General features: G+C 73.0%; 15 protein-coding genes. 7 read left to right on the top strand and 8 right to left on the bottom strand.

What is annotated here, in order from left to right:
- Nucleotides 1-13 precede the first annotated feature (13 nt).
- Complete coding sequence (locus M1P99_RS06110) at nt 14-1,156, top strand: hypothetical protein (protein ID WP_304451695.1); 1,143 nt, start codon at nt 14-16, stop codon at nt 1,154-1,156.
- A 102-nt stretch (nt 1,157-1,258) separates the two neighbouring features.
- Here the strand turns inward: M1P99_RS06110 and M1P99_RS06115 are convergent, their stop codons facing one another.
- The 4 genes from M1P99_RS06115 to M1P99_RS06130 all read right to left on the bottom strand — a co-directional run bounded on the left by M1P99_RS06115 (nt 1,259) and on the right by M1P99_RS06130 (nt 4,952).
- Entirely contained in the window at nt 1,259-2,620 is a 1,362-nt protein-coding gene (locus tag M1P99_RS06115; RefSeq protein WP_304451696.1) for a serine/threonine-protein kinase, read from the bottom strand.
- 155 nt (nt 2,621-2,775) lie between these two features.
- Nucleotides 2,776-2,952, bottom strand: a complete 177-nt coding sequence (locus M1P99_RS06120; RefSeq protein WP_082376097.1) for a Trm112 family protein — start codon at nt 2,950-2,952, stop codon at nt 2,776-2,778.
- Between the two features lie 111 nt (nt 2,953-3,063).
- Complete coding sequence (locus M1P99_RS06125; RefSeq protein ID WP_304451697.1) at nt 3,064-4,419, bottom strand: phosphomannomutase/phosphoglucomutase; 1,356 nt, start codon at nt 4,417-4,419, stop codon at nt 3,064-3,066.
- Nucleotides 4,420-4,550: 131 nt separating this feature from the next.
- On the bottom strand, nt 4,551-4,952 hold the full coding sequence (locus M1P99_RS06130) for a DUF3499 domain-containing protein (RefSeq protein WP_304451698.1): 402 nt from the start codon (nt 4,950-4,952) through the stop codon (nt 4,551-4,553).
- Nucleotides 4,953-5,191: 239 nt separating this feature from the next.
- Here M1P99_RS06130 and M1P99_RS06135 point away from each other — a divergent pair, with 239 nt between their 5' ends.
- A complete protein-coding gene (locus M1P99_RS06135) occupies nt 5,192-5,587 on the top strand; it encodes a metallopeptidase family protein (RefSeq protein ID WP_053615588.1) in 396 nt (131 codons plus the stop codon).
- Between the two features lie 284 nt (nt 5,588-5,871).
- On the opposite strand, the gene M1P99_RS06140 is transcribed toward M1P99_RS06135, so the two are convergent.
- The 4 genes from M1P99_RS06140 to M1P99_RS06155 all read right to left on the bottom strand — a co-directional run bounded on the left by M1P99_RS06140 (nt 5,872) and on the right by M1P99_RS06155 (nt 13,250).
- Complete coding sequence (locus M1P99_RS06140) at nt 5,872-7,605, bottom strand: DUF5719 family protein (protein ID WP_304451699.1); 1,734 nt, start codon at nt 7,603-7,605, stop codon at nt 5,872-5,874.
- 3 nt (nt 7,606-7,608) lie between these two features.
- The gene (locus tag M1P99_RS06145; RefSeq protein WP_304451700.1) at nt 7,609-11,064 is read right to left on the bottom strand and encodes a glycosyltransferase family 2 protein; all 3,456 of its coding nucleotides are present in this window, start codon (nt 11,062-11,064) and stop codon (nt 7,609-7,611) included.
- A 315-nt stretch (nt 11,065-11,379) separates the two neighbouring features.
- On the bottom strand, nt 11,380-11,667 hold the full coding sequence (locus tag M1P99_RS06150) for a WhiB family transcriptional regulator (protein ID WP_014908913.1): 288 nt from the start codon (nt 11,665-11,667) through the stop codon (nt 11,380-11,382).
- 236 nt (nt 11,668-11,903) lie between these two features.
- Nucleotides 11,904-13,250, bottom strand: coding sequence for a hypothetical protein (locus tag M1P99_RS06155; RefSeq protein WP_304451701.1), 1,347 nt, complete (start codon nt 13,248-13,250; stop codon nt 11,904-11,906).
- Between the two features lie 245 nt (nt 13,251-13,495).
- Between M1P99_RS06155 and cofD the strand changes: the two genes are divergently transcribed.
- The 5 genes from cofD to M1P99_RS06180 all read left to right on the top strand — a co-directional run bounded on the left by cofD (nt 13,496) and on the right by M1P99_RS06180 (nt 21,775).
- Nucleotides 13,496-14,476: a 2-phospho-L-lactate transferase gene (cofD, locus tag M1P99_RS06160; RefSeq protein ID WP_304451702.1), complete on the top strand. Its 981-nt coding sequence runs from the start codon at nt 13,496-13,498 to the stop codon at nt 14,474-14,476.
- The gene (locus tag M1P99_RS06165) at nt 14,473-15,768 is read left to right on the top strand and encodes a coenzyme F420-0:L-glutamate ligase (RefSeq protein ID WP_304451703.1); all 1,296 of its coding nucleotides are present in this window, start codon (nt 14,473-14,475) and stop codon (nt 15,766-15,768) included. Before cofD ends, M1P99_RS06165 begins: the two co-directional genes overlap by 4 nt.
- A gap of 380 nt (nt 15,769-16,148) precedes the next feature.
- The gene (locus tag M1P99_RS06170; RefSeq protein ID WP_304451704.1) at nt 16,149-17,729 is read left to right on the top strand and encodes a Na+/H+ antiporter; all 1,581 of its coding nucleotides are present in this window, start codon (nt 16,149-16,151) and stop codon (nt 17,727-17,729) included.
- Nucleotides 17,730-17,880: 151 nt separating this feature from the next.
- Complete coding sequence (locus tag M1P99_RS06175; RefSeq protein ID WP_304451705.1) at nt 17,881-19,140, top strand: glycosyl hydrolase family 18 protein; 1,260 nt, start codon at nt 17,881-17,883, stop codon at nt 19,138-19,140.
- A gap of 346 nt (nt 19,141-19,486) precedes the next feature.
- On the top strand, nt 19,487-21,775 hold the full coding sequence (locus M1P99_RS06180) for a glycosyl hydrolase family 18 protein (protein WP_304451706.1): 2,289 nt from the start codon (nt 19,487-19,489) through the stop codon (nt 21,773-21,775).
- Nucleotides 21,776-21,821: the final 46 nt, after the last annotated feature.

Genomic DNA, 21,821 nt, shown 5'->3' on the forward strand with positions numbered 1-21,821 from the left:
TACGGATTCTCACGTGGATACCCTTAGCGGCAGCGCTGCCCCGGACCGTCTCCCGGAGCGCGTGCGCGATGACCTCATGGACGTTGACCGGCTCCGGGCGATCTGGGCACAGCACCGCCAGGGCCAGTCCCGTGACGCCCGCGGAGCCGCGCGGCGAGCGTCCGTGCGCAGCCGCGTCCGGCAGATGGGCGGCGGTCCCGCCCTGGAGGCGCTGCTGGAATCCGCCTCCGGCGACCGGATGTCCGGGCGCCCGGTGACCGCCGAGGTCGTCGAGGAGCTCAACCACGACGCCGCCTCCCTGCCCGAGGACTGCGCCTCGCGCTCGCCCCGGCGCACGCTCGGCGCCGACCGGGCCCGCCGCCTGGCCGAGGCCGCCGCGCTCCCGGCGCACCCGGTGGTGCGGGCCGCCCACACCTACGCCGAGTGCGTGGCCGTGCTGTCCGAGCTGGACGAGTCGCACACGCCCCGCGACCGGTCCCCGTGGGTGCTGCCGTGGGTCCTGGCGTCCCTGGTCCTGCGCCGCGCGGACTTCCCACCGCTGCTGCCGGACCCGGCCTCGGAGCCGGCCCGGCCGGACGACGCCTTCGCCACCCTGGTGAGCCGGTTCGCCCGCCTGGTGACCGGTGCCCTGCGCGACGAGCTGAGCTGGACCCCCGACGCCGTGCCCCAGCCGCGGTCGGCGATTCCACCGCTGGCCGCGGTGCTGCGCAGACGGCTCCAGGACTACCTCCACACACGCGCGGAGTCGGTCGCGCTGATCCTGCGCTCGATGGATCCCGAGGCCCGCGCCTCGGTGCACTCGGGGGGCGCGGACGCTCCGACCGCGGACGCCGTCGGGGCCGCGGCGGCGGCCCCCACCGTGCTCACCCCGGGAGCCGCGCACTGGTGGACGGTCCTGGAGCTGGTGGTCGGCGACGCCTCCCTGACCCTGGCCGTGGTCGTCCAGGAGATCGGCCATCCGCGCACCGGCGTGCTCGCGGTGACCGCCAACGCCCGCCTGGCCACCGCCGACGGCGTGCGCGACGCCCTGGACATGACCGGGGAGGACAGCGTCACCGTGATCCCCACCGACTGCGCGGACGACCGGTGGCCCCAAGTGCGCGACCTCGTCGACGAGGCCCTCTCGCGCTCCATGCAGGCGCTCACGCGCGTCTGAGCCGCCCGGGCGGCGCGCCGGCGCCGAGGCGCACACGGCCCCAGGGTCCGGCCACGGGTGCGGACCTCCGCGGCCTGCGGCGGGGGGCGCGGGACGTGGAACCTAGGCGAGCCAGATGATGAGGAGCAGGAGCAGCAGGATCACGATGGTGATCAGGACCGCCGGAATGACCCAGCTCTGCTGGAGGACGGAGTTCTGCTCGACCGGGCGCGGCATGGGCTGCTGCATGCCGGGGCGGGAGAAGGCCTGGTTGGGGTTCATCCCCGTCGCGAGCGGGTTGCCCGCGTGCTGCGCCGCGGGCGGCACGGGCCGCTGCTGGGGGTAGCCCCCCGGGGCTCCGGGCACGCCGGGCATGCCCGGGGTACCGGGGCGGGGGTTGGAGACCCCCGGGTGGCCGCCGAACCCGTGGCGGGGGTCGGAGCTCATGGGGTGGCCCATCTGGCCCGGCCGCGGGTTGGACATCCCCGGGTGCTGGCCCATGCGGGGGTCCGAGGTCATCGGCGGGTGCCCGCCGGTGGCGTGCTGCTGGAGGTGGGGCGGCTGCGGGGGCCCCTGGGGCCGCATGGGCGGCGTCTGACCGCCGGTGATCAGCCCCGTCTGGGCGATCCGCTCCCCCTGCTTGAGCGCGTCGTCGGCGTCGGAGTCGCCCGCCGGACCGTCGTGGCCCAGCAGGCGCATGAGCAGGGTCTGCGCGTTGGGACGGTTGTCGGGGTTCTTGTCCAGACAGGACTCGACGATCGGGCGCAGGTCCTCGTCCATGCCGTCCAGCTCCGGCGGCGCGCTGACGACCCGGTGCACCACCGCTGGCACGGTGTCGGCGCCGAACGGCGCCTTGCCGGTGGAGGCGAACGCGATGACACAGCCCCAGGCGAAGATGTCGCACTTGTCGGTGATCCCGCGGCCCTCGATCTGCTCGGGAGCCATGTAGGAGGGCGTACCGACGATCGAGTTGGTCATGGTGGCCGTACCGTCGTCGACCCGGGCGATACCGAAGTCGATCACGCGCGGCCCGTCCGGGCCCAGGAGGACGTTGCCGGGCTTGAAGTCCCGGTGGACGATCCCGGCCTTGTGGATGGCCACGAGCGCGGTCGCGGTGGAGACCGCCAGGCGCTGCAGGCGCGAGCCCTTCTGGGTGGCGCCCTTGGCGATGGTCTCCTGCAGGTCCTTGCCCGGCACGAACTCGCTGACCACGTAGGGCGGGTCGCTGTCGAGCTGGGCGTCGATGATCGCGGCGGTACAGAAGGACGCGACCTTCTGCGCGGCACGGACCTCCTTCTCGAACCGCTTGCGCAGGTCGGTGTCCTGGGACCACTGGTCGTTGAGGACCTTGACCGCGAACTCCTCGCCGTCGGGGGCCTCCGCCAGATAGACGACACCCTGACCACCCTTACCGAGGCGTCCGGTCACGCTGTACTCACCGAACGATACGGGGTCGCTCGGCCGAAGCGGTTCGGGACCGGGCATCTGTGTCCTCCAGGGAGGTCGTCTTGGCGGGGCGCAGCACCAGGGTACGGGTTGTGGGGAATACCGCGGCGCGGTCCCTCACGTCCGAAAAGGACGCCTCGTCCCCTGTCGCTCCCGATATGACTGCGGAAACGTCCGCGACGTTCCCTCGGACCTCAACCGATTTTTCGGGCCTCGTCGACCAGCAGGACCGGAATGCCGTCCCTGATGGGATAGGCGAGGCCGCTCTCGTCACAGACCAGCTCGTCGGTCTCGGGATCGTGGCGGAGCGGGGCCTGGCTCTGCGGGCAGGCCAGGATCTCCAGCAGCCAGTCGTCGATCTTCGTGCTCATCGTTCTCGTTCCTCGTGTGGTGCCCAAGCCGTCGGGCCAGGGCCGTGGTACCGGCGGCGCCGGACGGGCGCGGAGTGCCGCGGTCCGCGCCCGTCCCTCCATGATGCCCGGTCAGGCGCGGACGATGGACAGGACCTCGTCGCGCAGCGCGGCGACCCCGGCGTCGTCGGCCGCCTCGACGTTGAGCCGCAGCAGCGGCTCGGTGTTGGAGGCGCGCAGGTTGAACCAGGCGCCGCCCGGCAGGGCGACGGTCATCCCGTCGAGTTCGTCGACCGTGACGCCCTCACGGCCCTCGAAGGCCGCGCGCACCGCGGCCATGCGCCCGGCGGCGTCGTCGACCTTGGAGTTGACCTCGCCGGAAGCCGCGTAGCGCGAGTACTCCCGGGTGATCTCGGAGAGCGGACGGTCGTCCGTCCCCAGGACCCGCAGGACGTGCATGGCGGCGAGCATACCGGTGTCGGCCTTCCAGAAGTCCCGGAAGTAGTAGTGGGCGGAGTGCTCGCCGCCGAAGATCGCGCCGGTCTCGGCCATCGTCGCCTTGATGAAGGAGTGGCCGACGCGGGTGCGCAGGGGGACACCGCCGCGCTCGCGCACGATGTCGGCGACCGCGGCCGAGGTGATGAGGTTGTGGATGATGGTGGCCCCGGGCTCGCGCTCCAGTTCCTGTGCGGCCACCAGGGCGGTGATGGCCGAGGGCGGCACGGCCTCGCCGCGCTCGTCGATGACGAAGCAGCGGTCGGCGTCGCCGTCGAAGGCCAGGCCGATGTCGGCGCCGGACTCGCGCACCCTGGCCTGGAGGTCGACCAGGTTGTCGGGGTCGAGGGGGTTGGCGGGGTGGTTGGGGAAGGTGCCGTCCAGCTCGAAGAACAGGGGCAGGATCTCCAGCGGCAGGCCGCCGTCCTGCAGCACGGCCGGGACGGTGTGGCCGCCCATGCCGTTGCCCGCGTCCACGGCGACCGTGAGCGGGCGGATGCCCGACAGGTCCACCAGGTCGCGCAGGTAGGCGGCGTAGCCGGGCAGCAGGTCCTTCTCCGTGACCGAGCCCTCGGGGCCGTCGTAGGCGGGAACCCCCTTCTCCGCGAGTCGGCGGATCTCGTCGAGTCCGGTGTCGGCACTGATGGGCGCCGCACCGGCCCGGCACATCTTGATGCCGTTGTACTCGGCGGGGTTGTGGCTGGCGGTGAACATGGCTCCGGGCAGGTCGAGCTGCCCCGAGCCGTAGTACAGCAGGTCGGTGGAGCCGAGGCCGGCGAAGACCACGTCCACGCCCTGGGAGGTGACGCCCTCCCCGAAGGCGGTGGCCAGCTCCGGCGATGAGGGGCGCATGTCGTGTGCGACGACGACCGCGGGGCCGCCGACCACGTGCGCGAAGGCGGCTCCGATGGCGCGGGCGATGCCCGCGTCGAAGGTGTCCGGGATCACCCCGCGCACGTCGTACGCCTTGAAGATGCTTCCGAGATCAGCCACGTCTGCTCCGGCCCGTCGGTTCTGCTCCAGATTCGGTCCCACGCGCGGACGGGTCCACGCGCGCTACAAAGCTAGCAAGCGGTCACCGCGGCCCCCCAGGGGCACCACCGACGGCGACGGCGCCGGTCCGGTCAGTCGCGGGGCCTGCGGGGCGGGCCGGGCTCACCGCGGCCGGGGTCGGAGCGGACCACGCGCAGGTGCCCGCGGCGCAGGGTCTCGGAGCCCTCGCCGACGGCGTCGGCGGGCTCACGGCGCGCCGGCGGGCGCGCGGCCTCACGTACGGCGTCGGCCAGCGCCTCCAGGTCGTCGCTCCCGGGGCCTCCACCCGAGGTCTCCACCGGCAGGCGTACGACCTCCCACCCGCGCGGGGCGGTCAGCCGCTCCGCGTGCATGGCGCACAGGTCGTAGCAGTGCGGCTCAACGTAGGCGGCGAGCGGGCCGAGGACGGCAGTCGAGTCCGCGTAGACGTACGTGAGCGTGAATACGGCTGGCTGTCTGCACGCGGTACGGGAGCAGCGTCGAACTGGGCTCACAGCCCCTGACTGTATGCCCTTACCGAGGGACACGCCAGCTTCGTGCCATGAACTGGGCCGTTTCGGGTCATGTCCGCACCATGCGGCGGCCCTGCCCCGGCGCAGTGCCGGGACGGCCCCGTGTCGCCGCCTCCGGCACGAGTCCACGTTCGAGACGGATGGGACTACGCGCGGGGCCCGGGATGGCTTAGTCTCGAAGTGTGCGACGAGTGCGCCTTTCCAGTGGCCAACCAGACCGAGTGCGGCGCCGGGACCGCCGCGGCCGAGGCATCCGCGGTCCTCTCGTGCCCTCTGACCTGCCGGTGTTCCGTAGCCGAGCGCAGGCCTTCGACGACCTTGTCCTGGACGCGGTCGAACGCCTGGAGCGCTTGTGGGCTCGGGAGCTGGCCAACGTCGACTTCCTCGTCGAGGACGTCCCCCCGATCCCGCTCGGCGACCGGCCGCCCGAAGCGATCCCCTTCTCACGCCTGGACACCGATCCCGCGGGCCGTGCCCGCATCGTGGTCTACCGGCGTCCGGTCGAGATCCGCACCAAGGATCCCGAGGAGATGGCCCTCCTGGTCCACGAGACCGTGGTCGAGGAGGTCGCCAACCTCCTGGGGGTGGAGCCGGAGTCCGTCGACCCCGAGAGCTGATCCACATCCCCGCTGCCGTGCGCCGCTCCCTCGTCGTACCCGCCTGGAGCCGCACCCCCGGAGGCGGTTGAACAACAAACGCGTGCCTCCAGCCCCCGGGGGACAACGCAGGCCGCCCAGCCCGCGGGACCGCTGGGTGCCGCGAGTGGACTCCCGGTGCCCCGAGCACGGGTCGCGGAGGAAAGGACTGCGCCGCAGCCGCACACCGGGACGCCTTCTTCTTCGGTCTTGCGACAGCCGCACCGGAACGCCGCTCGCGACGGGCGGCATCCACGGAACACGCCCTAAGGCACGATCCCCACCATGCTGTCCCTGACGACCGGCAGCTCCACACGGACCGGTGCCGGGTGCACCGGCACGACGCTGAGCGCCTCCCCGGAGCGCAGCACGCGGGCGGCGTGGACCGGTCCCGCGGACTCCTCCAACAGCTCCAGACGGACCGCGTAGGCGTCCTCGGGGTCGGTCCCCGGCGGGCGCTCCCACGCGTCGTCCTCCGAGCCGAACGTACGCGTGGTGCCCGCGCCGACGGTGATCTTCACCGCGTCCCCCTGGGTGCCGTCGGCCCCGATCGGGGTGGCGATCACCGACACGTCCGCGTCCACGGCACCGAGGATCAGCTGCGTCTCGACGTCCTCGGGGACGTTGGCCAGGACGGCGGTCGTGTCGTGGGGGAAGGCCAGTGGCCCGACCGCGGCGGAGTAGGCCGTCTCGACCACGTCGCCGTCGGAGTCCTCGATCTCGGCGATGGCTCCCACGACGACGGGCACGTCGGACTCCACGACCACGGTCCCGGGTTCGCCGCCCAGAGCCGTCTCCAGCGTGAGCCAGGCCGACGCGGCCGGGGCGACGTCGAGCACCAGAGGCTCCTCCGCCGTGCCGACGGCCTCCTCCGGTTCGCCTTCGCCCCCGTCCTCATCGGTCTCGGTGTCCTCGCCCTCCGACGCGGCTGAACCGACGACGTGGACGCGGACCTCGGCGGCCTCGTCACCGGGCGCGGCCACGTACAGCCGACGGGTGCCGTCGCCGCCGAGCACTCCGGGGATGACGTGCTCCACCCCCGGGTCCGTGGTGGGCGGAACCCAGTCGGTGGCGCCGGAGGAGTGCTCGGCCAGCAGCGCGGCGCCCACACGGCCCGTGCTGGTGCGCACGTGGACACCGATGGCGGCGGTGTTCTGGACGAGTTCGGTCAGGTCGAGTGCGGTGGACTCGCCCGCCGCCAGGGCGATGCCCCGGCTCTCGGAGGAGTAGGAGGGCCCCTCCAGGGTGAACACGTCCACGCTGACCGTGGCGCGTGAGTCCTCGGGGTTGGCCAGATGAGCCGTGAGGGAGTCCACCACCACGTCCTCGGGATCGTTCCCGCCGGGCAGCGCGAACCAGGTGCCGATGGAGGGCTCCAGGCAGCGAACCTCGGTGACCTCGTCGTCGGACACCGTGACCTGGGCGGCGTCGAGTCCGGAGGCGAGGGCACCCTCGGCGCGGAGCGCGACGGGATCGGTCTCCGTCCCGGTGTCGGCGTGCCACAGCAGGCCGGGTTCGGTGAGTTCCTCGCCGAGGGTCCGGCCGCCGGCAGCCCCGCCGGCCCCGTCCTCGGCCGACTCGTCGGTGCCGGCGTCCTCGTCGGTGCCGGCGTCCGGGGCGGCGTCCTCGTCGGCGTCCGCCTCCTCGTCGGTGTCCTCCTGGTCCTCGTCCGTGCCCTCGGCGTCCTCGGAGTCGCCGTCGACCGCCGCGTCCTCGCCGGTACCGCGCGCCGCTGGAACCGGCTCGGCCCGCAGGGATCCCTCGTCGTCGCGGTCCACCCGGGGGGAGAACGCCCGGATCGAGCTCTCGGCGCCGTCGTCGTCGGCCTCGTGCGGGGCCGGGCACACGCGTACGGAGTGGTCCGGGCGGACCGTGCCCGGCCCGCTCTCGCCCAGGACGGCGCTCACCGGCCGGATCACGTACGCGATGCCCAGCATCGTCACCATCGCCAACGCGACCAGCCCGAACAGCGCGAAGCGGTTCTCCACGATCAGTCGCACGGGCTACTCCTCCCCCTCGTTCACGGTGGTGCTCGTACCGCCGCCGGAACGGCCCCGCCCGTCCCTGCGGCGGCTCCGCCGCCGGGTGCCCCGGGTGCCGCGCCGCCTCCCGCCCTCGCGGGTGACGGGCAGGGCACCGGTCGACGCGTCCTCGTCCGGGCCGTCCGGGCCCGTCCGCTCCGGCACCTCGGTCCCGGTCCGGGCCGCCCTCGACCGGTCCGGCCGTCCCGCGCGCTCCGGCCTGGACCGGCCCGGCCTCGGCCGCCGGCGCGATCGCCGCAGCCCTTCGGGGCGGCGGGGCCGCGGCGTGGGCGTGGACTCGATGAGCCGCACGTCCTCCTCGGTCCGCACCCCGGGCGCGGCCAGGACCGCCACCACCACGACCAGGACGGCCTGTGTGACCAGCCAGGCCGTGTGAACGTAGTCGGTGTGCCACACGCGCACCCGCCCGCCGTCCACGGGCAGCTCCCACGCCTGGTTTCCGTGCTCGGTGGACGCCGGCGCCAGTTCGGTTCCGTCGAGGGTGGCGCGCCACCCGCCGCCGGCGGGCTCACCGAGGGAGAGCAGCCGCCCGGCGCCGCCGGGGGCGGCCTCGGCGGTGAGGTCGCCGGCCTGGCCCCGCACGGTCAGGGCCTCGGCTTCGAGGCCGTCCTCGTCCACCACCCGCAGCGCGCCGCCGGAGTCCCTCAGCCGCCACAGCGCGTACTGGTCGGACAGCGACTGGCGTTCCAGTCCGGGTGTCCCGTCGAGGGTGTCGACCATGGTGGTGTCGGAGGGCCCGGCGATGTCGGGGCGCGGGTAGAGCACGTACTGGACGCCGTAGTCGGCCAGGGCGAAGAGCTGGTCGCCGCCCTGCCCCACGGCCAGCTCGGCGACGGCCCGGTCGATGACCGCGCGCGTCTCCGGCGGAGGCGTGATGCGCTCCTCGCCCAGCCGCGGCTCGCGACCGCGCACGACCGTGTAGTCCACGCCGCCGTCGCCGTCAGGGGTCACCACCAGGGTGCGCGGCCGGGTGCCGTCCTCGCTGAGCGTCTCCAGGGCTCCCGGGACGACGGGGGCGAAGTGCGCGGTGACCGGGCCGTCCACGCCCTCCCACATCCACAGCGCGGCCGCGGTGACCGGGGTGGCCAGGGCCAGCGCGGCGACACCGAGGGCGAACACGCGTCGGCCGCCCCGCCCGAACCAGCGCCGGAGGGGGCCGACGTCCGCCCCCTCCCCCTTGGCCATCTCGCCGAACGCGCGGGCCGCGCTGGCCGAGGCCAGGAGGACCGCCGTGGCGGCGAAGGCCAGGGCCACGCCCGGCCAGACCGCCGCCGGCGGCCCGCCGAAGTGCGGCTCGACGACGATCCGGCTGGTGAGGACGGCGACGAGGATCCCGAACAGGGCCAGGGTCCATCCCGCGGCGACGAGCATCCGGTTGCGGAGCAGCAGCAGCGAGCACAGGGCGGCGGCCAGGAACCCCGAGGTCACCCAGAACGGCAGGGCGCCGGGGCCGCCCGGGGAGAGCATGAGCAGCTCGTAGGGGGCCGCGCCGGGATCGGAGAGCTCGGGCCGGTGCAGACCGGCTTCCAGCAGCCACAGCGAGGGGTGCACCACCAGCTCCAGCGACCACGGCATCAGCAGCACGACCGGCAGGGCCAGGCTCAGCAGGATGCTGACGTGGATGCGGCGTCCCAGGTGGGCGAAGGCGACCGCGACGAGCACACCGGTCGCCGCGCACAGCAGCCACACCATCGGCACGAACGCGGTGGCCACGGCCAGGGTCAGGCCCAGGCCCCAGGCGGCACGCCGCGAGTGCCGCGGCGGCATCGAGACCACCCGCACCAGCAGGAGCCCGAGCACGGGCAGCAGCGCGTGCACGAGCGCGGTGCCCAGACGGCCCTGCGCGACCGCGCCGATCGCCATGGGCAGCAGCGCGTAGGCGCCGGCCATCCACAGGCGGGCCGGACGGTAGCGCAGCACCTCGCGGGCCAGGAGGTAGGCGGTCAGCCCGGCCAGCGGCACACAGCCCAGCAGGACGATGGTCACCGCCAGCCACGGCTTGCCCAGGGTGAGGGTGGACAGGAGGGCGAGCAGCCCGACGTAGGGCGGGACCGGCCCGTCCGAGCCCAGTCCGCTGTCGGGGTACCCGGACAGGTACAGCGACCACAGGTCACCGGCCGAGCCGGCGACCGGGGGCAGGGCACCGCCCGCGAGGAGATCGCCGACCAGCAGGGAGCGCCCGGCCACGACGGTGATCGCGACCAGGCCCGCCACCAGGAGCGGTCCGGGCCGCAACAGGACGCGGCGGACGAACCCGTTGCGGTCGTCGGGGGTGTCGTCGTCCCCGTCGGGTGCGGGCTCGGCTGTCACGGCCTGGTGCCGGCCGGGAGTGTTGACCACCGGGTCCCCCGACAGCAGGCCGGTGACGGCGTCGTGGAACTGGCGCATCGCCACGCCGCGCGCGAGGAACGGCCGGATGGCGCTGTAGGTGCGGCGGCGGTCGCGGCGGCGCCGGAAGCGCGCGCGGGCCAGCCGGAAGGGCCGCAGGTACACCAGGGTGATCGCCGCCGCCTCGTCCAGCGCGTTGGCGGGCTGCTTGATGAGCAGGTACATCAGCACGCGCAGCAGCGAGCCGACGGAGTTGCGCAGCAGCGCCGCGACCATGCCGCCGAGGGGGAGGTTGGCCAGGAGCACGAACACGGCGTGGCGCCGGTCGACCCGGCGGGGGTGGTTGCGGGTGGCGGTGATGAGCCGGCGGCGGCGCGCCGAGGCCTCGGCGTGGTAGGCGACCGCGTCGGTGACCAGGATCGCGCGCAGCCCGGCGCCGCCCACGCGCCAGCAGAAGTCGATGTCGTCGCGGAAGAGCGGCAGGGCGGGGTCGAAGCCGCCGAGCCGGTCCCACACGTCGCGGCGGATGAGCATGCCGGCGCTGGAGACGGCGAGGACCTGGCGGTTGCCGTCGTGCTGCCCGTGGTCGAACTCCCGCTGCTCCAGGCCGGTCTCGCGGCGGCCCGCGCCATCGATGGTGACGCCGGCCTCGATCAGTCGGCGGCGGTCGAACCAGTCGCGGAGCTTGGGTCCCAGCACGGCGGCACGCGGGTCCTGGTCGGCGGCGGCCAGCAGGTGTTCGAGGGCGTCGCGCTCCGGGGTGAGGTCGTCGTGGACGAGCCAGATCCACTCCGTGGCGTCGTCGTCGAAGCCGCGCACGGGCGTGGTGGAGCGCGGCAGCTCCAGGGCGGCGCGTACGGCGTCGCCGAAGCCGGTGTCGGCGGGCAGGTCGAGGACGGCGTCGGAGGGCAGGTACTCGGCGAGCGTGTCGGGACTGTCGTCGGTACTGCCGGTGTCCGCCGCCACGACGCGTTGGACAGGACGTGTCTGCGCGCGGACCGCCGCCAAGGTCTCCGGCAGCCAGCGGGCGCCGTCGTGGTTGACGACGACCACGGTGACGACGTGTCGGGCGGAATCCTGGTCAAGCACGGCTGTGGTGGGTTCTCTCCGGGAGAAGGGGTGGGCACCGGTGTCCGGGCCCGTGCGGGTACCGGCCGCGCGGGCCCGCGGTCGGCGGGCGCGTGAGCGCGCCGGAGGCGGCCCGACGGGGCGAGCCGGGACATCACGATACGCCACCCGGCACCATTCCGGACCTATTCGGCACAGCCGACCCCGGCTCGGCCATATCGGGTATTTCGCACCAGAGAGTCATCGGGCGCAATGCGAACGTTCTCCATGAACACCCCGAACATGAAGAACGCGCGCCCGGGCTCATGGCCCGAACGCGCGTCTTCGCGTCAGCTCCTACAGCATGTCCGCCAGGAAATCGAAATCCCCTCCGGCGGCTTTCTTGAGCCTTCGACGCTCACGCTCGGAGAGTCCCCCCCAGATACCGAAGCGCTCATCGTGCTCCAGCGCGTATTCCAGGCACTCCGCACGTACCTCGCACGACTGGCAGACCTTCTTCGCTTCCCGGGTCGAGCCGCCCTTCTCGGGGAAGAACGCCTCCGGGTCGGTCTGCGCGCACAGGGCACGTTCCTGCCAGCCCAGATCTTCGTCCGAGCCGTGCGCCAGCGGGATGACCTCGCTCATGCGCACCTCCTGTTGCCCCCCATAGATGTCCCCGGCCCTTTTCGTCCCCCAGGCCGGGTGGAATCCCACCTTGAAATTACACGTGGCCGCGTGACCGATAGTCAAGCGTCCTACGTGGTAATCCACTGAATATCATGTAACGAACCGCCAACGGCGGCTCCGCGATGTCCGTTCTGCGGATTACCGCGCAATTCACGGCCTTCCAAGGCGGCGGGGGCGTGGAGCCCCGTACGGGATCAGCGCCGCTCTTCTCCGCCGTACCAGCTCTGCTGACCCCCGGTACCGCCCTGTCCCTGCTGGTCAGAGCCGTAGCCGGCGCCGGAGCCGTACTGGCCTCCGTAGGCTCCGCCACCGTGCCCGGCCGCCTCGGTGCCATTGTTCTCACCGGAGTTAAAGAAAGGTTCAACTCCGCCCTCGGCCGGAGTGTCCTGTGCCTGCCCCGCCTGGTCCGCGCCCTGGTACCAGCCGTACTGAATGGCGTCCTGGGCGGCCTGCTCACCCGTGTTCTGGGCCGGGCCCGCGCTCTGCTGTCCGGCGTCGTAGGCCTGCGGCGCGTACTGGGAGGGGTCGTAGGGCGCCGCGTACTCGCCCTGCGGCTGCGCCGAGGCGTCGGTCCCGTACTGCTGGCCGTAGGGCTGCTGGGCACCCGTGCCGTACTGCTGGCCGTACGCGGCCTGCTGCTGCACCGCAGCGTCATAGGCCTGCTGCTGACCCGAGGCGTCCGCCCCGTACTGCTGGCCGTAGGGCTGCTGGGCACCCGTGCCGTACTGCTGGCCGTACGCGGCCTGCTGCTGCACCGCAGCGTCATAGGCCTGCTGCTGACCGGAAGCGTCCGCCCCGTACTGCTGGCCGTACGCGACCTGCTGCTGCGCCGCGGCGTCGTAGCCCTGCTGCTGGCCGTAGGCCTGCTGGGCGCCGGTCCCGTACTGCTGCCCGTAGGCCTGCTGCTGACCGGTCTGCGTCGGGTCCGCCCCGGTCTGGCTCGGGTCCGCGGCGGCCTGGCCCTGGTAGCCGGCCTGCGCCGGGTCAGCGGCCGGCTGAACGGGGTAGCCGGGCTGACCGAAGGACTGCTGGGCCCCCGTCACGGGCGGGTAGGCCGCCTGCTGCGGGTCGTACTGCGGCTGCTGCGGCTGCACCGGGCGGGGCACCAGTGCGGGGTTGTTGAAGACCTGGAGGACGGCGAAACCGACCAGGCCGAGCACGGCCCCCTGCGACAGCGTCTGCAGGAAGTGGGCCAGCCCGAGGCCCACACTCGATCCGAGGAAGCCGCAGATGACGGCGATGAGGCAGAAGAGCAGGCCCACGCCGGTCAGGATGAGCGCGGTCAGCACGACCGGCGACGCGGACGGACGCGTCCGGGGGCTCGTCACCACCAGAGCCACCGCGGCCGCGATGAGCACGGTGACGCCGACACCGAAGAAGTACTCGTCACCGGCGCCGTACATCGCGCTGGCGAAGCTGCCCTCCCACTCACTGGAGCTCACGATCACCTGGATGAGCCCCGAGAGCATGAGTACCCCGGTGGACGCCAACAGTGCCCATGCCCCCGGCAGGCGCAGGCGGTCTAGTGTTTCGATGTTCAAGAGAGGTTCCCCTCTGCTGCTTCGCCGTCGCGTCGGTGAAAGCTTGGCATATGGTCGGTCGGTCAGAGGCATCGACCGGATCCGGACAGAACCTGGGGACACCGGGCACCGGTCGACGGGATTGAGATGGCGGCCGGGGCGGCCGGGTTCACGAACTCCCGCCACCAGATCGGTCACACCTGTGTCGCGCGCCCACAGCGGGGCAGACGACCCATACACGCCACCAGCCTGCCAGACTTGGACGCATGCGGATAGTCGTACCGGCCGGCGGTATCGGCGGCGCACGTTTCCTCCGCGGCCTCAAAGCCGCGCTGGGGACGGACGCTCCTGCCACCGAAGACCACACCACAGGCAGCAGCATCACCGTCATCGGCAACACGGGTGACGACATCACCCTGTTCGGACTGAGGATCTGTCCGGATCTGGACACTGTGATGTACACCCTCGGCGGCGGCATCAACGAGGAACAGGGGTGGGGCCGCACCGACGAGTCCTTCACCGTCAAGGAGGAGCTCGCGGCCTACGGGATGCAGCCCACCTGGTTCGGGCTCGGCGACCGGGACACCGCCACCCACATCGTGCGGGCGCAGATGCTCGCGGCCGGATACCCGCTCTCCGCGGTGACCGAGGCCCTGTGCGACCGCTGGCGGCCCGGGGTGCGCCTCCTGCCCATGACCGACGACCAGGTCGAGACGCACGTGGTCGTCGACGACGGCCAGGGACGCCGCGCCATCCACTTCCAGGAGTGGTGGATCCGACACCGCGCCGCCCTGCCCGCGGAGCAGATCGTCAGCGTGGGCGCCGAGTCGGCCAAGCCCGCACCCGGGGTCCTCGACGCGATCGCCGAGGCGGACGCGGTCATCCTGCCGCCGTCCAACCCGGTCGTCAGCGTCGGCTCCGTCCTCAACGTCCCCGGTCTGCGCGAGGCCATGGCCGGCAAGACCGTCGTGGGCGTCTCCCCGATCATCGGCGGGGCCCCGGTGCGCGGTATGGCCGACGCCTGCCTGAGCGCGATCGGCGTGGAGACCTCCGCGGGCGCGGTCGCCGAGCACCTGGGCTCGGACCTGCTCGACGGCTGGCTGGTCGACGACGCCGACGAGGGCACGGCCGTCGAGGGGATCGAGGTCCGCTCGCGCCCGCTGTACATGACCGGCCCCGAGGAGACCGAGGCCATCGCCAGGGCCGCCGTCGACCTGGCCGTCGAGCTCGCGGGGAAGGACCGGTGAGCGCCCGCGTCAGCGTCCGCGGGCTGGACGGCATCCCCGAGGTCCGGGAGGGCGACGACCTGGTCGGCCTGGTCGCCGACGCCGTGGCGGCCTCCGGCGCCCCGCTGGCCGACGGCGACGTGCTCGTGGTCACCTCCAAGATCGTCAGCAAGGCCGAGGGGCGTTCCCGCCTGATGGACCGCGAGGAGGCCATCGACGCCGAGACCGTGCGCGTGGTCGCCCGCGCGGGCCGGACCCGGATCGTGCAGACCCGTCAGGGCCTGGTGATGGCCGCGGCCGGCGTGGACGCCTCCAACGTCGAGCCGGGCACGGTGCTGCTGCTGCCGGAGGACTCCGACGCCTCCGCCCGCGCGCTGCGCGCGGGGCTGCGCGAGCGCCTGGGCGTGCGCGTCGGGGTGATCGTGTCCGACACCTTCGGCCGCCCCTGGCGGGTGGGCCAGACCGACGTGGCCATCGGGGCCGCCGGCGTCGTCCCGGTCCAGGACCTGCGCGGCACCGCCGACGCGCACGGAAACGTGATGGAGGCCACGGTCAACGCGGTCGCCGACGAGATCGCCGGCGCGGGGGAGCTCGTCAAGGGCAAGACGAGCGCGGTCCCGGTCGCGGTCGTCAGCGGGCTCGGCGACCTGGTCACCGAAGAGGACGGCCCGGGGGCGGCGGCCATCGTGCGCCCGGCCGACGCGGACCTGTTCCGGTACGGCTCACGGGACGTCGTCCCGGCCCGCCGCACCGTGCGCTCGTTCACGGACGAGCCGGTCGACCCGGCCGCCGTCCGCCGGGCCGTCGCCACGGCGGTCACGGCGCCCGCGCCGCACCACACCACGCCGTGGCGGTTCGTGCTCGTGGAGTCGGCGCGCACGCGTAAGCGCCTGCTGGACGCGATGCTCCAGGCGTGGGTGGGCGACCTGAGGGCCGACGGGTTCTCCGAGGAGGCCATCGCCCGCCGCACCCGGCGCGGCGACGTCCTCCGCGACGCGCCCTACCTCGTGGTGCCGTTCCTCGTCGCGGACGGCGCCCATCCCTATCCCGACGAGCGCCGGGCCGCGGCCGAGCAGTCGATGTTCCTCGTGGCGATGGGCGCCGGTGTGCAGAACCTGCTGGTGGGGCTGGCCATGGAGGGTCTGGGGTCGGCCTGGATCTCCTCGACGATGTTCTGCGCCGACGTGGTCCGCGAGGTGCTGGACGTGCCGGCCGAGTGGCGGCCCATGGGTTCGGTCGCGGTCGGGCACGCCGCCGAGCCGCCCCGGGACCGGCCGCCGAGGGACCCCGAGGACTTCGTCACCGTCCGGTGAGGGGCGCTTGACGCCGGGTCCTTCGTCGTCGCTACTGCCTGGCTCGCAAGCTCGCCGGCGGCGGAGACTCCTCCTGCGGGCACCGGCGCGCCCCTCACCCCAGTGCTTGCCTCGGGCCTCCGCTCGTGCCCACGCCGTCGCCCGCCACCACCCTCAACGGACGCCTGCGGCGCGGCCCTTCCTGCTTTGGCCCGGATGGACCCCCTGTGGTTCCAGTGAGCTGAACCGCTCACCTTCAACCCCTTGGGGTCCCGGCGCGCGGAACGCCCACCTCCAACCCCCTGGGGTGACGCCGCACGGGGGTTCACTTTGGGTGCTGGGGCGCGCCGGGGCCGACGCTCCGGGGCGGGACCGGCATCCTGGTGCCCGGAGGTGCGGGGGTGTCGGTCGAGGGATACGTGGTCGCGGGCCTGGTGGTCGTGCTCGCGGTGATCGGCGGGCGGCTGCTCGCCGGCCGCCTGCGTGTCCCGGACGCCATCGTGCTGGTGGCGCTCGGGATGGTCCTGGGCGTGCTGCCGTGGCCGCGGGCGGTCTCGGTCTCGCCCGAGGTCGTGCTCCTGGTGTTCCTCCCGCCGTTGATCTACAACGCGGCGTTCTTCTCCTCTCCCCGCGACATGCGGCTCCAGGGCCGCCCGATCGTCGTCATGGCCGTCGGGACGACCCTGCTGACCGCCTTCGGGCTGGCGGGCATCGTCTACTGGCTCATGCCGGAGGTGAGTTGGCCCGCCGCGATCGCGCTGGGCGCGGCCATCGCACCCACGGACGCGGTGGCGGCGTCGGCGATCCTCAAGCGCGTGGGCACGCCGCGCCGGGTCCTGACCATCCTGGAGGGCGAATCCCTCATCAACGACGGCGTCGCGCTGACCCTGTTCACCCTCGCCGTCACCGCCATGGCGCACCCCCTGACCGTCACCGGGGGCGCGGTCGAGCTGGTCAAGGTCGTGGCGGGCGGGCTGGCCTACGGCGCCGTCGTGGCGCTGGCGGTGTCGTGGTCGCGGACGCGGATGCAGGACCCGAGCCTGCTCCTGATGGTCACGCTGATCACTCCGTTCGTGGCCTACGTCCCCGCGGAGATGGCGGGCTTCTCCGGTGTACTGGCCGCGGTGGTGGCCGGGTTCTACCTGGGCACGCGCGGCGAGGGTCTGCTACCGCCGCGGGTGCGGGTGAACGGCCGGACGATCTGGCGGGTCCTGGTGTCGCTGCTGGAGTCCTCTCTGTTCGTGCTGCTGGGCCTGCAGCTGGACGCGGTGGTGGCGTCGGTGGAGGCGCACACCTACTCGTTCCTGCTGCTGGTCGGGGTGGCGGTGGCGGTCACGGCCGCCGCCGTGCTCCTGCGGATGGTGTTGGTGGTCGCCGTCGCCCCGGTCCAGCGCTCGATCCCCGGCGTGCGGGTGGACCTGGGGAACGTGCGGGAACGGACGGTGATCGGGTGGAGCGGCATGCGCGGCGCGGTGTCGCTGGCCATCGCGCTGTCCCTGCCGACCGCCTTGGGCGGGGAACCCTTCACCGAGCGCGGCGCGCTGGTGTTCGTCGCGGGCGTGGTGGTGCTGGGCACGCTGGTGGGCCAGGGGATGACACTGCCCGCGCTGCTGCGCCGCCTGGGCATGGTGAGTGAGGGCGCCCACGACCGGGAGTACCTGACGGCCGAGGTGGAAATGGACGCGGCGGCCCTGCGCGAGGTGGAGGAGCTGCTGTCGTCGGGGGACATCGACCAGGAGAGCGCCGACTCGCTGCGGAGCGCGTACGCGCGCAGGCTGGACCACTCACGGACCCTGATGGACGGGGGCGACGCGGCGCGGGAGCGGTGGGAGGGGCGCCTGGCGGCGCACCACCGGATCACGCAGGCGCGCCGGGACGCCCTGGAGTCGCTGTACCGCGAGGGACGCATCGACCACGACGTGTTCCAGTCCGTGGGCAAGGCGCTGGACCTGGGCGACGGCGGGGCCGGGCCGAACGGGTGAGCCGGACCCGAGGAAAAGGGCAACTTTCTTTACCATTTCCGTTGACGCAACGGGAACACAACTCTAAGGTTTCCTAACAATTAGCGTGGCCTCCGCGCCTCCCCCACAACGACGCATCGTCTCCCCGCTCGATGACAGGAGCACGCCCCCCATGCACGAACACCGTCGCACCCCCCGCCGACGCGGTACCGTCGCCGCCCTGATCGGCGCGGGCGCCCTCCTGGCCTCCGCGCTGGTCGCCGGCGCCGGGCAGTTCGCCCCCTCCGCCGCCGAGATAGAGCCCGTGGCCGACACCGCAAGCGCCCAGCAGTCCGCCCCCTGGCTGACCGGCTACTGGCACAACTTCGACAACGGCTCCAACATCCTGACCCTGGCCGAGGTCCCCAGCGACTACAACCTGGTCGCGGTCTCCTTCGCCGACAACCATCCCTCGCTCGACGGCGGTATCACGTTCAACCTCGCCAGCGCCGAACTGGGCGGCTACACCGACCAGGCCTTCCGCGACGACATCGCGGCCGTACAGGCCGAGGGGCGCAAGGTCATCCTCTCGGTCGGCGGCGAACTCGGGAACGTGTCCGTCACCAACGCAACGCAGGCCCGGAACTTCGCCGACACCGCGTTCGCGCTGATGCAGGACTACGGCTTCGACGGCATCGACATCGACCTCGAACACGGCATCAACGCCCAGTACATGAGCAGCGCGCTGCGCGACCTGAGCTCCCGGGCGGGCTCCGACCTCATCCTGACGATGGCGCCGCAGACCATCGACTTCCAGAGCCCTGACCGCGAGTACCCCAAGCTCGCCAGGGAGATCTCCGACATCCTGACCATCGTCAACATGCAGTACTACAACTCCGGTTCGATGCTGGGCTGCGACGACCAGGTCTACAGCCAGGGCACCGCCGACTTCGTCGCCGCCCAGGCCTGCATCCAGTTGGAGATGGGCCTGCGACCGGACCAGGTCGGCCTGGGACTGCCCGCGACGCCCGCAGCCGCCGGCGGCGGTCACATGGCGCCGACCGAGATCGTCAAGGCGCTCGACTGCCTGGAGGCCGGGACCAACTGCGGCTCCTTCACGCCCACGACCCCCTACGGGCCCATCGGCGGCGTGATGACCTGGTCCGTGAACTGGGACTCCACCAACGGCTACGCGTTCGCCGAGACGATCTCCGCCCGTCTGGGCAGCGGCCCCGGCCAGCCCACGGACGAGCCGACCGACCCGCCCACCGACGAGCCGACCGACCCGCCCGCGGACTGCGACGCCCCCGCCTGGGACTCCGGCTCCGTCTACACCAACGGTGACACGGTCTCGCACGAGGGCACCGTGTACCGGGCCAAGTGGTGGACGCGGGGCGAGGAGCCCGGCACCACCGGCCAGTGGGGCGTCTGGGAGACCGTCGGCGCCTGCTGACACCGACCGCCCCCCGGCGGCCCGTCACCGCACTCCCGACCGTGACGGGCCGCCACTCCCGGGGCGGGGCACCGCGACCCGGTGCTCCGCCCCGCCTTCCCGCACCCCAGCAGCGCACTCCCTCCCTCACCCGCGACGGCCCGGCACGTCCCGCCCGGCCCCGCTCCGAGGAAGACCGGATCCCCCTCCACCCGTCCCGACCCGGACGGGCTCCCGGCGCGCCCGCGACGGCCCGCCGCGCCCCGCGAAAGGTTCCCCCATGCCCTTCTCCCTCCCTCCCCCCGGACCACGGACCGGCCCGGTCCGGTGGGCCCGTGCCCTCGGGTCCGCCGCCGCAGGCCTGTGTGTGGCCGCGAGCGTCCTCTTCGCCGTCCCGACCGCGCACGCCGCCCCGCAGGCCCCTGTGGCCGCGCCCGCCGAGGCGGCGGCCGGGACCGACTGCCGCCCCGACGGCCTCCACCGGACCCCGGGCGTGGACGTCCCCTACTGCGACGTCTACGACGCCGACGGACGCGAGATCCTGCCCAACGGGCTCGACCGGCGGGTGATCGGCTACTTCACGAGCTGGCGCAACGGCGCCAACGGCCAGCCCACCTACCTCGTCGACGACATCCCCTGGGACCGCATCTCGCACATCAACTACGCCTTCGGACACGTCGACGGCGACAACCGGCTCTCGGTCGGCCCGGACGGCCCCGACAACCCGGCCACCGGGATGACCTGGGACCGCCCCGGCCTCGAACCGGACCCCGAGTTCCCCTACGGCGGCCACTTCAACCAGCTCAACAAGTTCAAGAAGGACCACCCCGGCGTCCGGACCCTGGTGGCCGTGGGCGGCTGGGCCGAGACGGGAGGCTACTTCGACCCGAGCGGCGAGCGGGTGGACTCCGGCGGCTTCTACTCGATGACCACCACGTCCACCGGTGTGAACCACGAGGGAATCGAGACCTTCGCCGACTCGGCCGTGGACTTCGTGCGCGAGTACGGGTTCGACGGCCTCGACATCGACTACGAGTACGCCACGTCCAACAACGGCGCCGGGAGCCCGGACGACTACTGGATCTCCGACGAGCGCCGGGGCCTGCTCTGGGAGGGCTACGAGGAGCTGATGCGCGTGCTGCGCGAGAAGCTCGACACGGCCTCCGCCGAGGACGGCACCTACTACCAGCTGACCGCGGCGGTCCCCTCCTCCGGCTGGCTGCTGCGCGGCCAGGAGGTCCACCAGGTCGTGCGGTACCTGGACTTCGTCAACATGATGACCTACGACCTGCACGGCACGTGGAACCACTTCGTGGGGCACAACGGCGCGCTCTACGACAGCGGCCTCGACCCCGAGCTGTCGGACGTCTACGGCGCCTACGACGGCATCGGCTACCTCAACGCCGACTGGGCCCACCACTACTTCCGCGGTGCGATGCAGGCCGGCCGGATCAACCTCGGGCTGCCCTTCTACACCCGGGGCTGGAAGGACGTCGAGGGAGGCGAGAACGGGCTGTGGGGCACCGCCGCGCTGCCCGACCAGAACCAGTGCCAGCCGGGCACGGGTCTCACGGTGCCCTGCGGTGACGGCGCGGACGGCATCGACAACCTCTGGCACGACAGCGACCCCGTGACCGGTGGCGCCATCGCGGCCGGCGCGAACCCGATCTGGCACGTGCTCAACCTGGAGGACGGTGTGGTCGGCGACTACGCGGCCGACTACGGGGTGACCGACGAACTGGTGGGCACCTACGAGCGCCACTGGGACGACACCACCAAGAACGAGTGGTGGTGGAACCCCGCGACGAACACGTTCCTGTCGGGCGACGCGGACCGGACCACCGCCGCCAAGGCCGACTACGTGGCCGAGACCGGGCTCGGCGGCGTCATGATCTGGGAGATGGCCGGCGACTACGCCTACGACGCCGACGCGGGCCAGTACGTGATGGGCGACACCCTGATCACCGCCCTCCACGAGCGGCTGAGCGACGCGGGCCCCTACGGGGCGGCCAAGGCCGAGACCGCCGCGCCCGCACAGGTGCTCGACGTGGACGTGGACTTCGGTGGATTCGCCCTGGGCGACAACAACTACCCGATCACTCCGGACGTGACGGTCACCAACAACTCGGCCGGGGACATCCCCGGGGGATCGACGATCACCTTCGACTACGGCACCTCGGCGCCCGGCACCATGAGCGACCAGTCCGGCATGGGCCTGACCCATGTGCAGGTGGGGCACGACCGGGGCGACAACGTGGGCGGCCTGGACGGCGACTTCCACCGGGTGGAGCTGACCGTCCCGAGCTGGCAGAGCATCCCCGCCGGGGGGTCGCTGGACTTCACCCTCAGTTACGCGCTGCCGATCGCGCAGCCCTCGAACTTCCGTGTCGGGATCGGCGGCACCGAGTACGCGATCACCTACGACGCCCCGCGCGAGGGCACTCTGGTCGACGCCCCCGACTCCGGCCCCGGGGACGGCGGCGGTGGCGGCGACCCCGCGGACTGCGACGCCCCGGCCTGGTCCTCGGGCACCACCTACACCCAGGGCGACACCGTGACACACGGCGGCGCGGCCTACCGGGCCAAGTGGTGGACGCAGGACGAGCCCGGCACCACCGGCGAGTGGGGCGCCTGGGAGAACCTGGGAGCCTGCTGACCCCGGTCGTCCCCGGGGGGCGCGGCGCCGTGACCCGGCGCCGCGC

This window comes from Nocardiopsis sp. YSL2 (genome assembly GCF_030555055.1).
Taxonomy (GTDB): Bacteria; Actinomycetota; Actinomycetes; order Streptosporangiales; family Streptosporangiaceae; genus Nocardiopsis.

Coding starts and splice junctions, on each gene's coding strand:
- M1P99_RS06150 (WP_014908913.1), bottom strand. CDS start 11,667: ATGAGCGAGGTCATCCCGCTGGCGCACGGCTCGGACGAAGATCTGGGC.
- M1P99_RS06175 (WP_304451705.1), top strand. CDS start 17,881: ATGCACGAACACCGTCGCACCCCCCGCCGACGCGGTACCGTCGCCGCC.
- M1P99_RS06115 (WP_304451696.1), bottom strand. CDS start 2,620: ATGCCCGGTCCCGAACCGCTTCGGCCGAGCGACCCCGTATCGTTCGGT.
- M1P99_RS06120 (WP_082376097.1), bottom strand. CDS start 2,952: ATGAGCACGAAGATCGACGACTGGCTGCTGGAGATCCTGGCCTGCCCG.
- cofD (WP_304451702.1), top strand. CDS start 13,496: ATGCGGATAGTCGTACCGGCCGGCGGTATCGGCGGCGCACGTTTCCTC.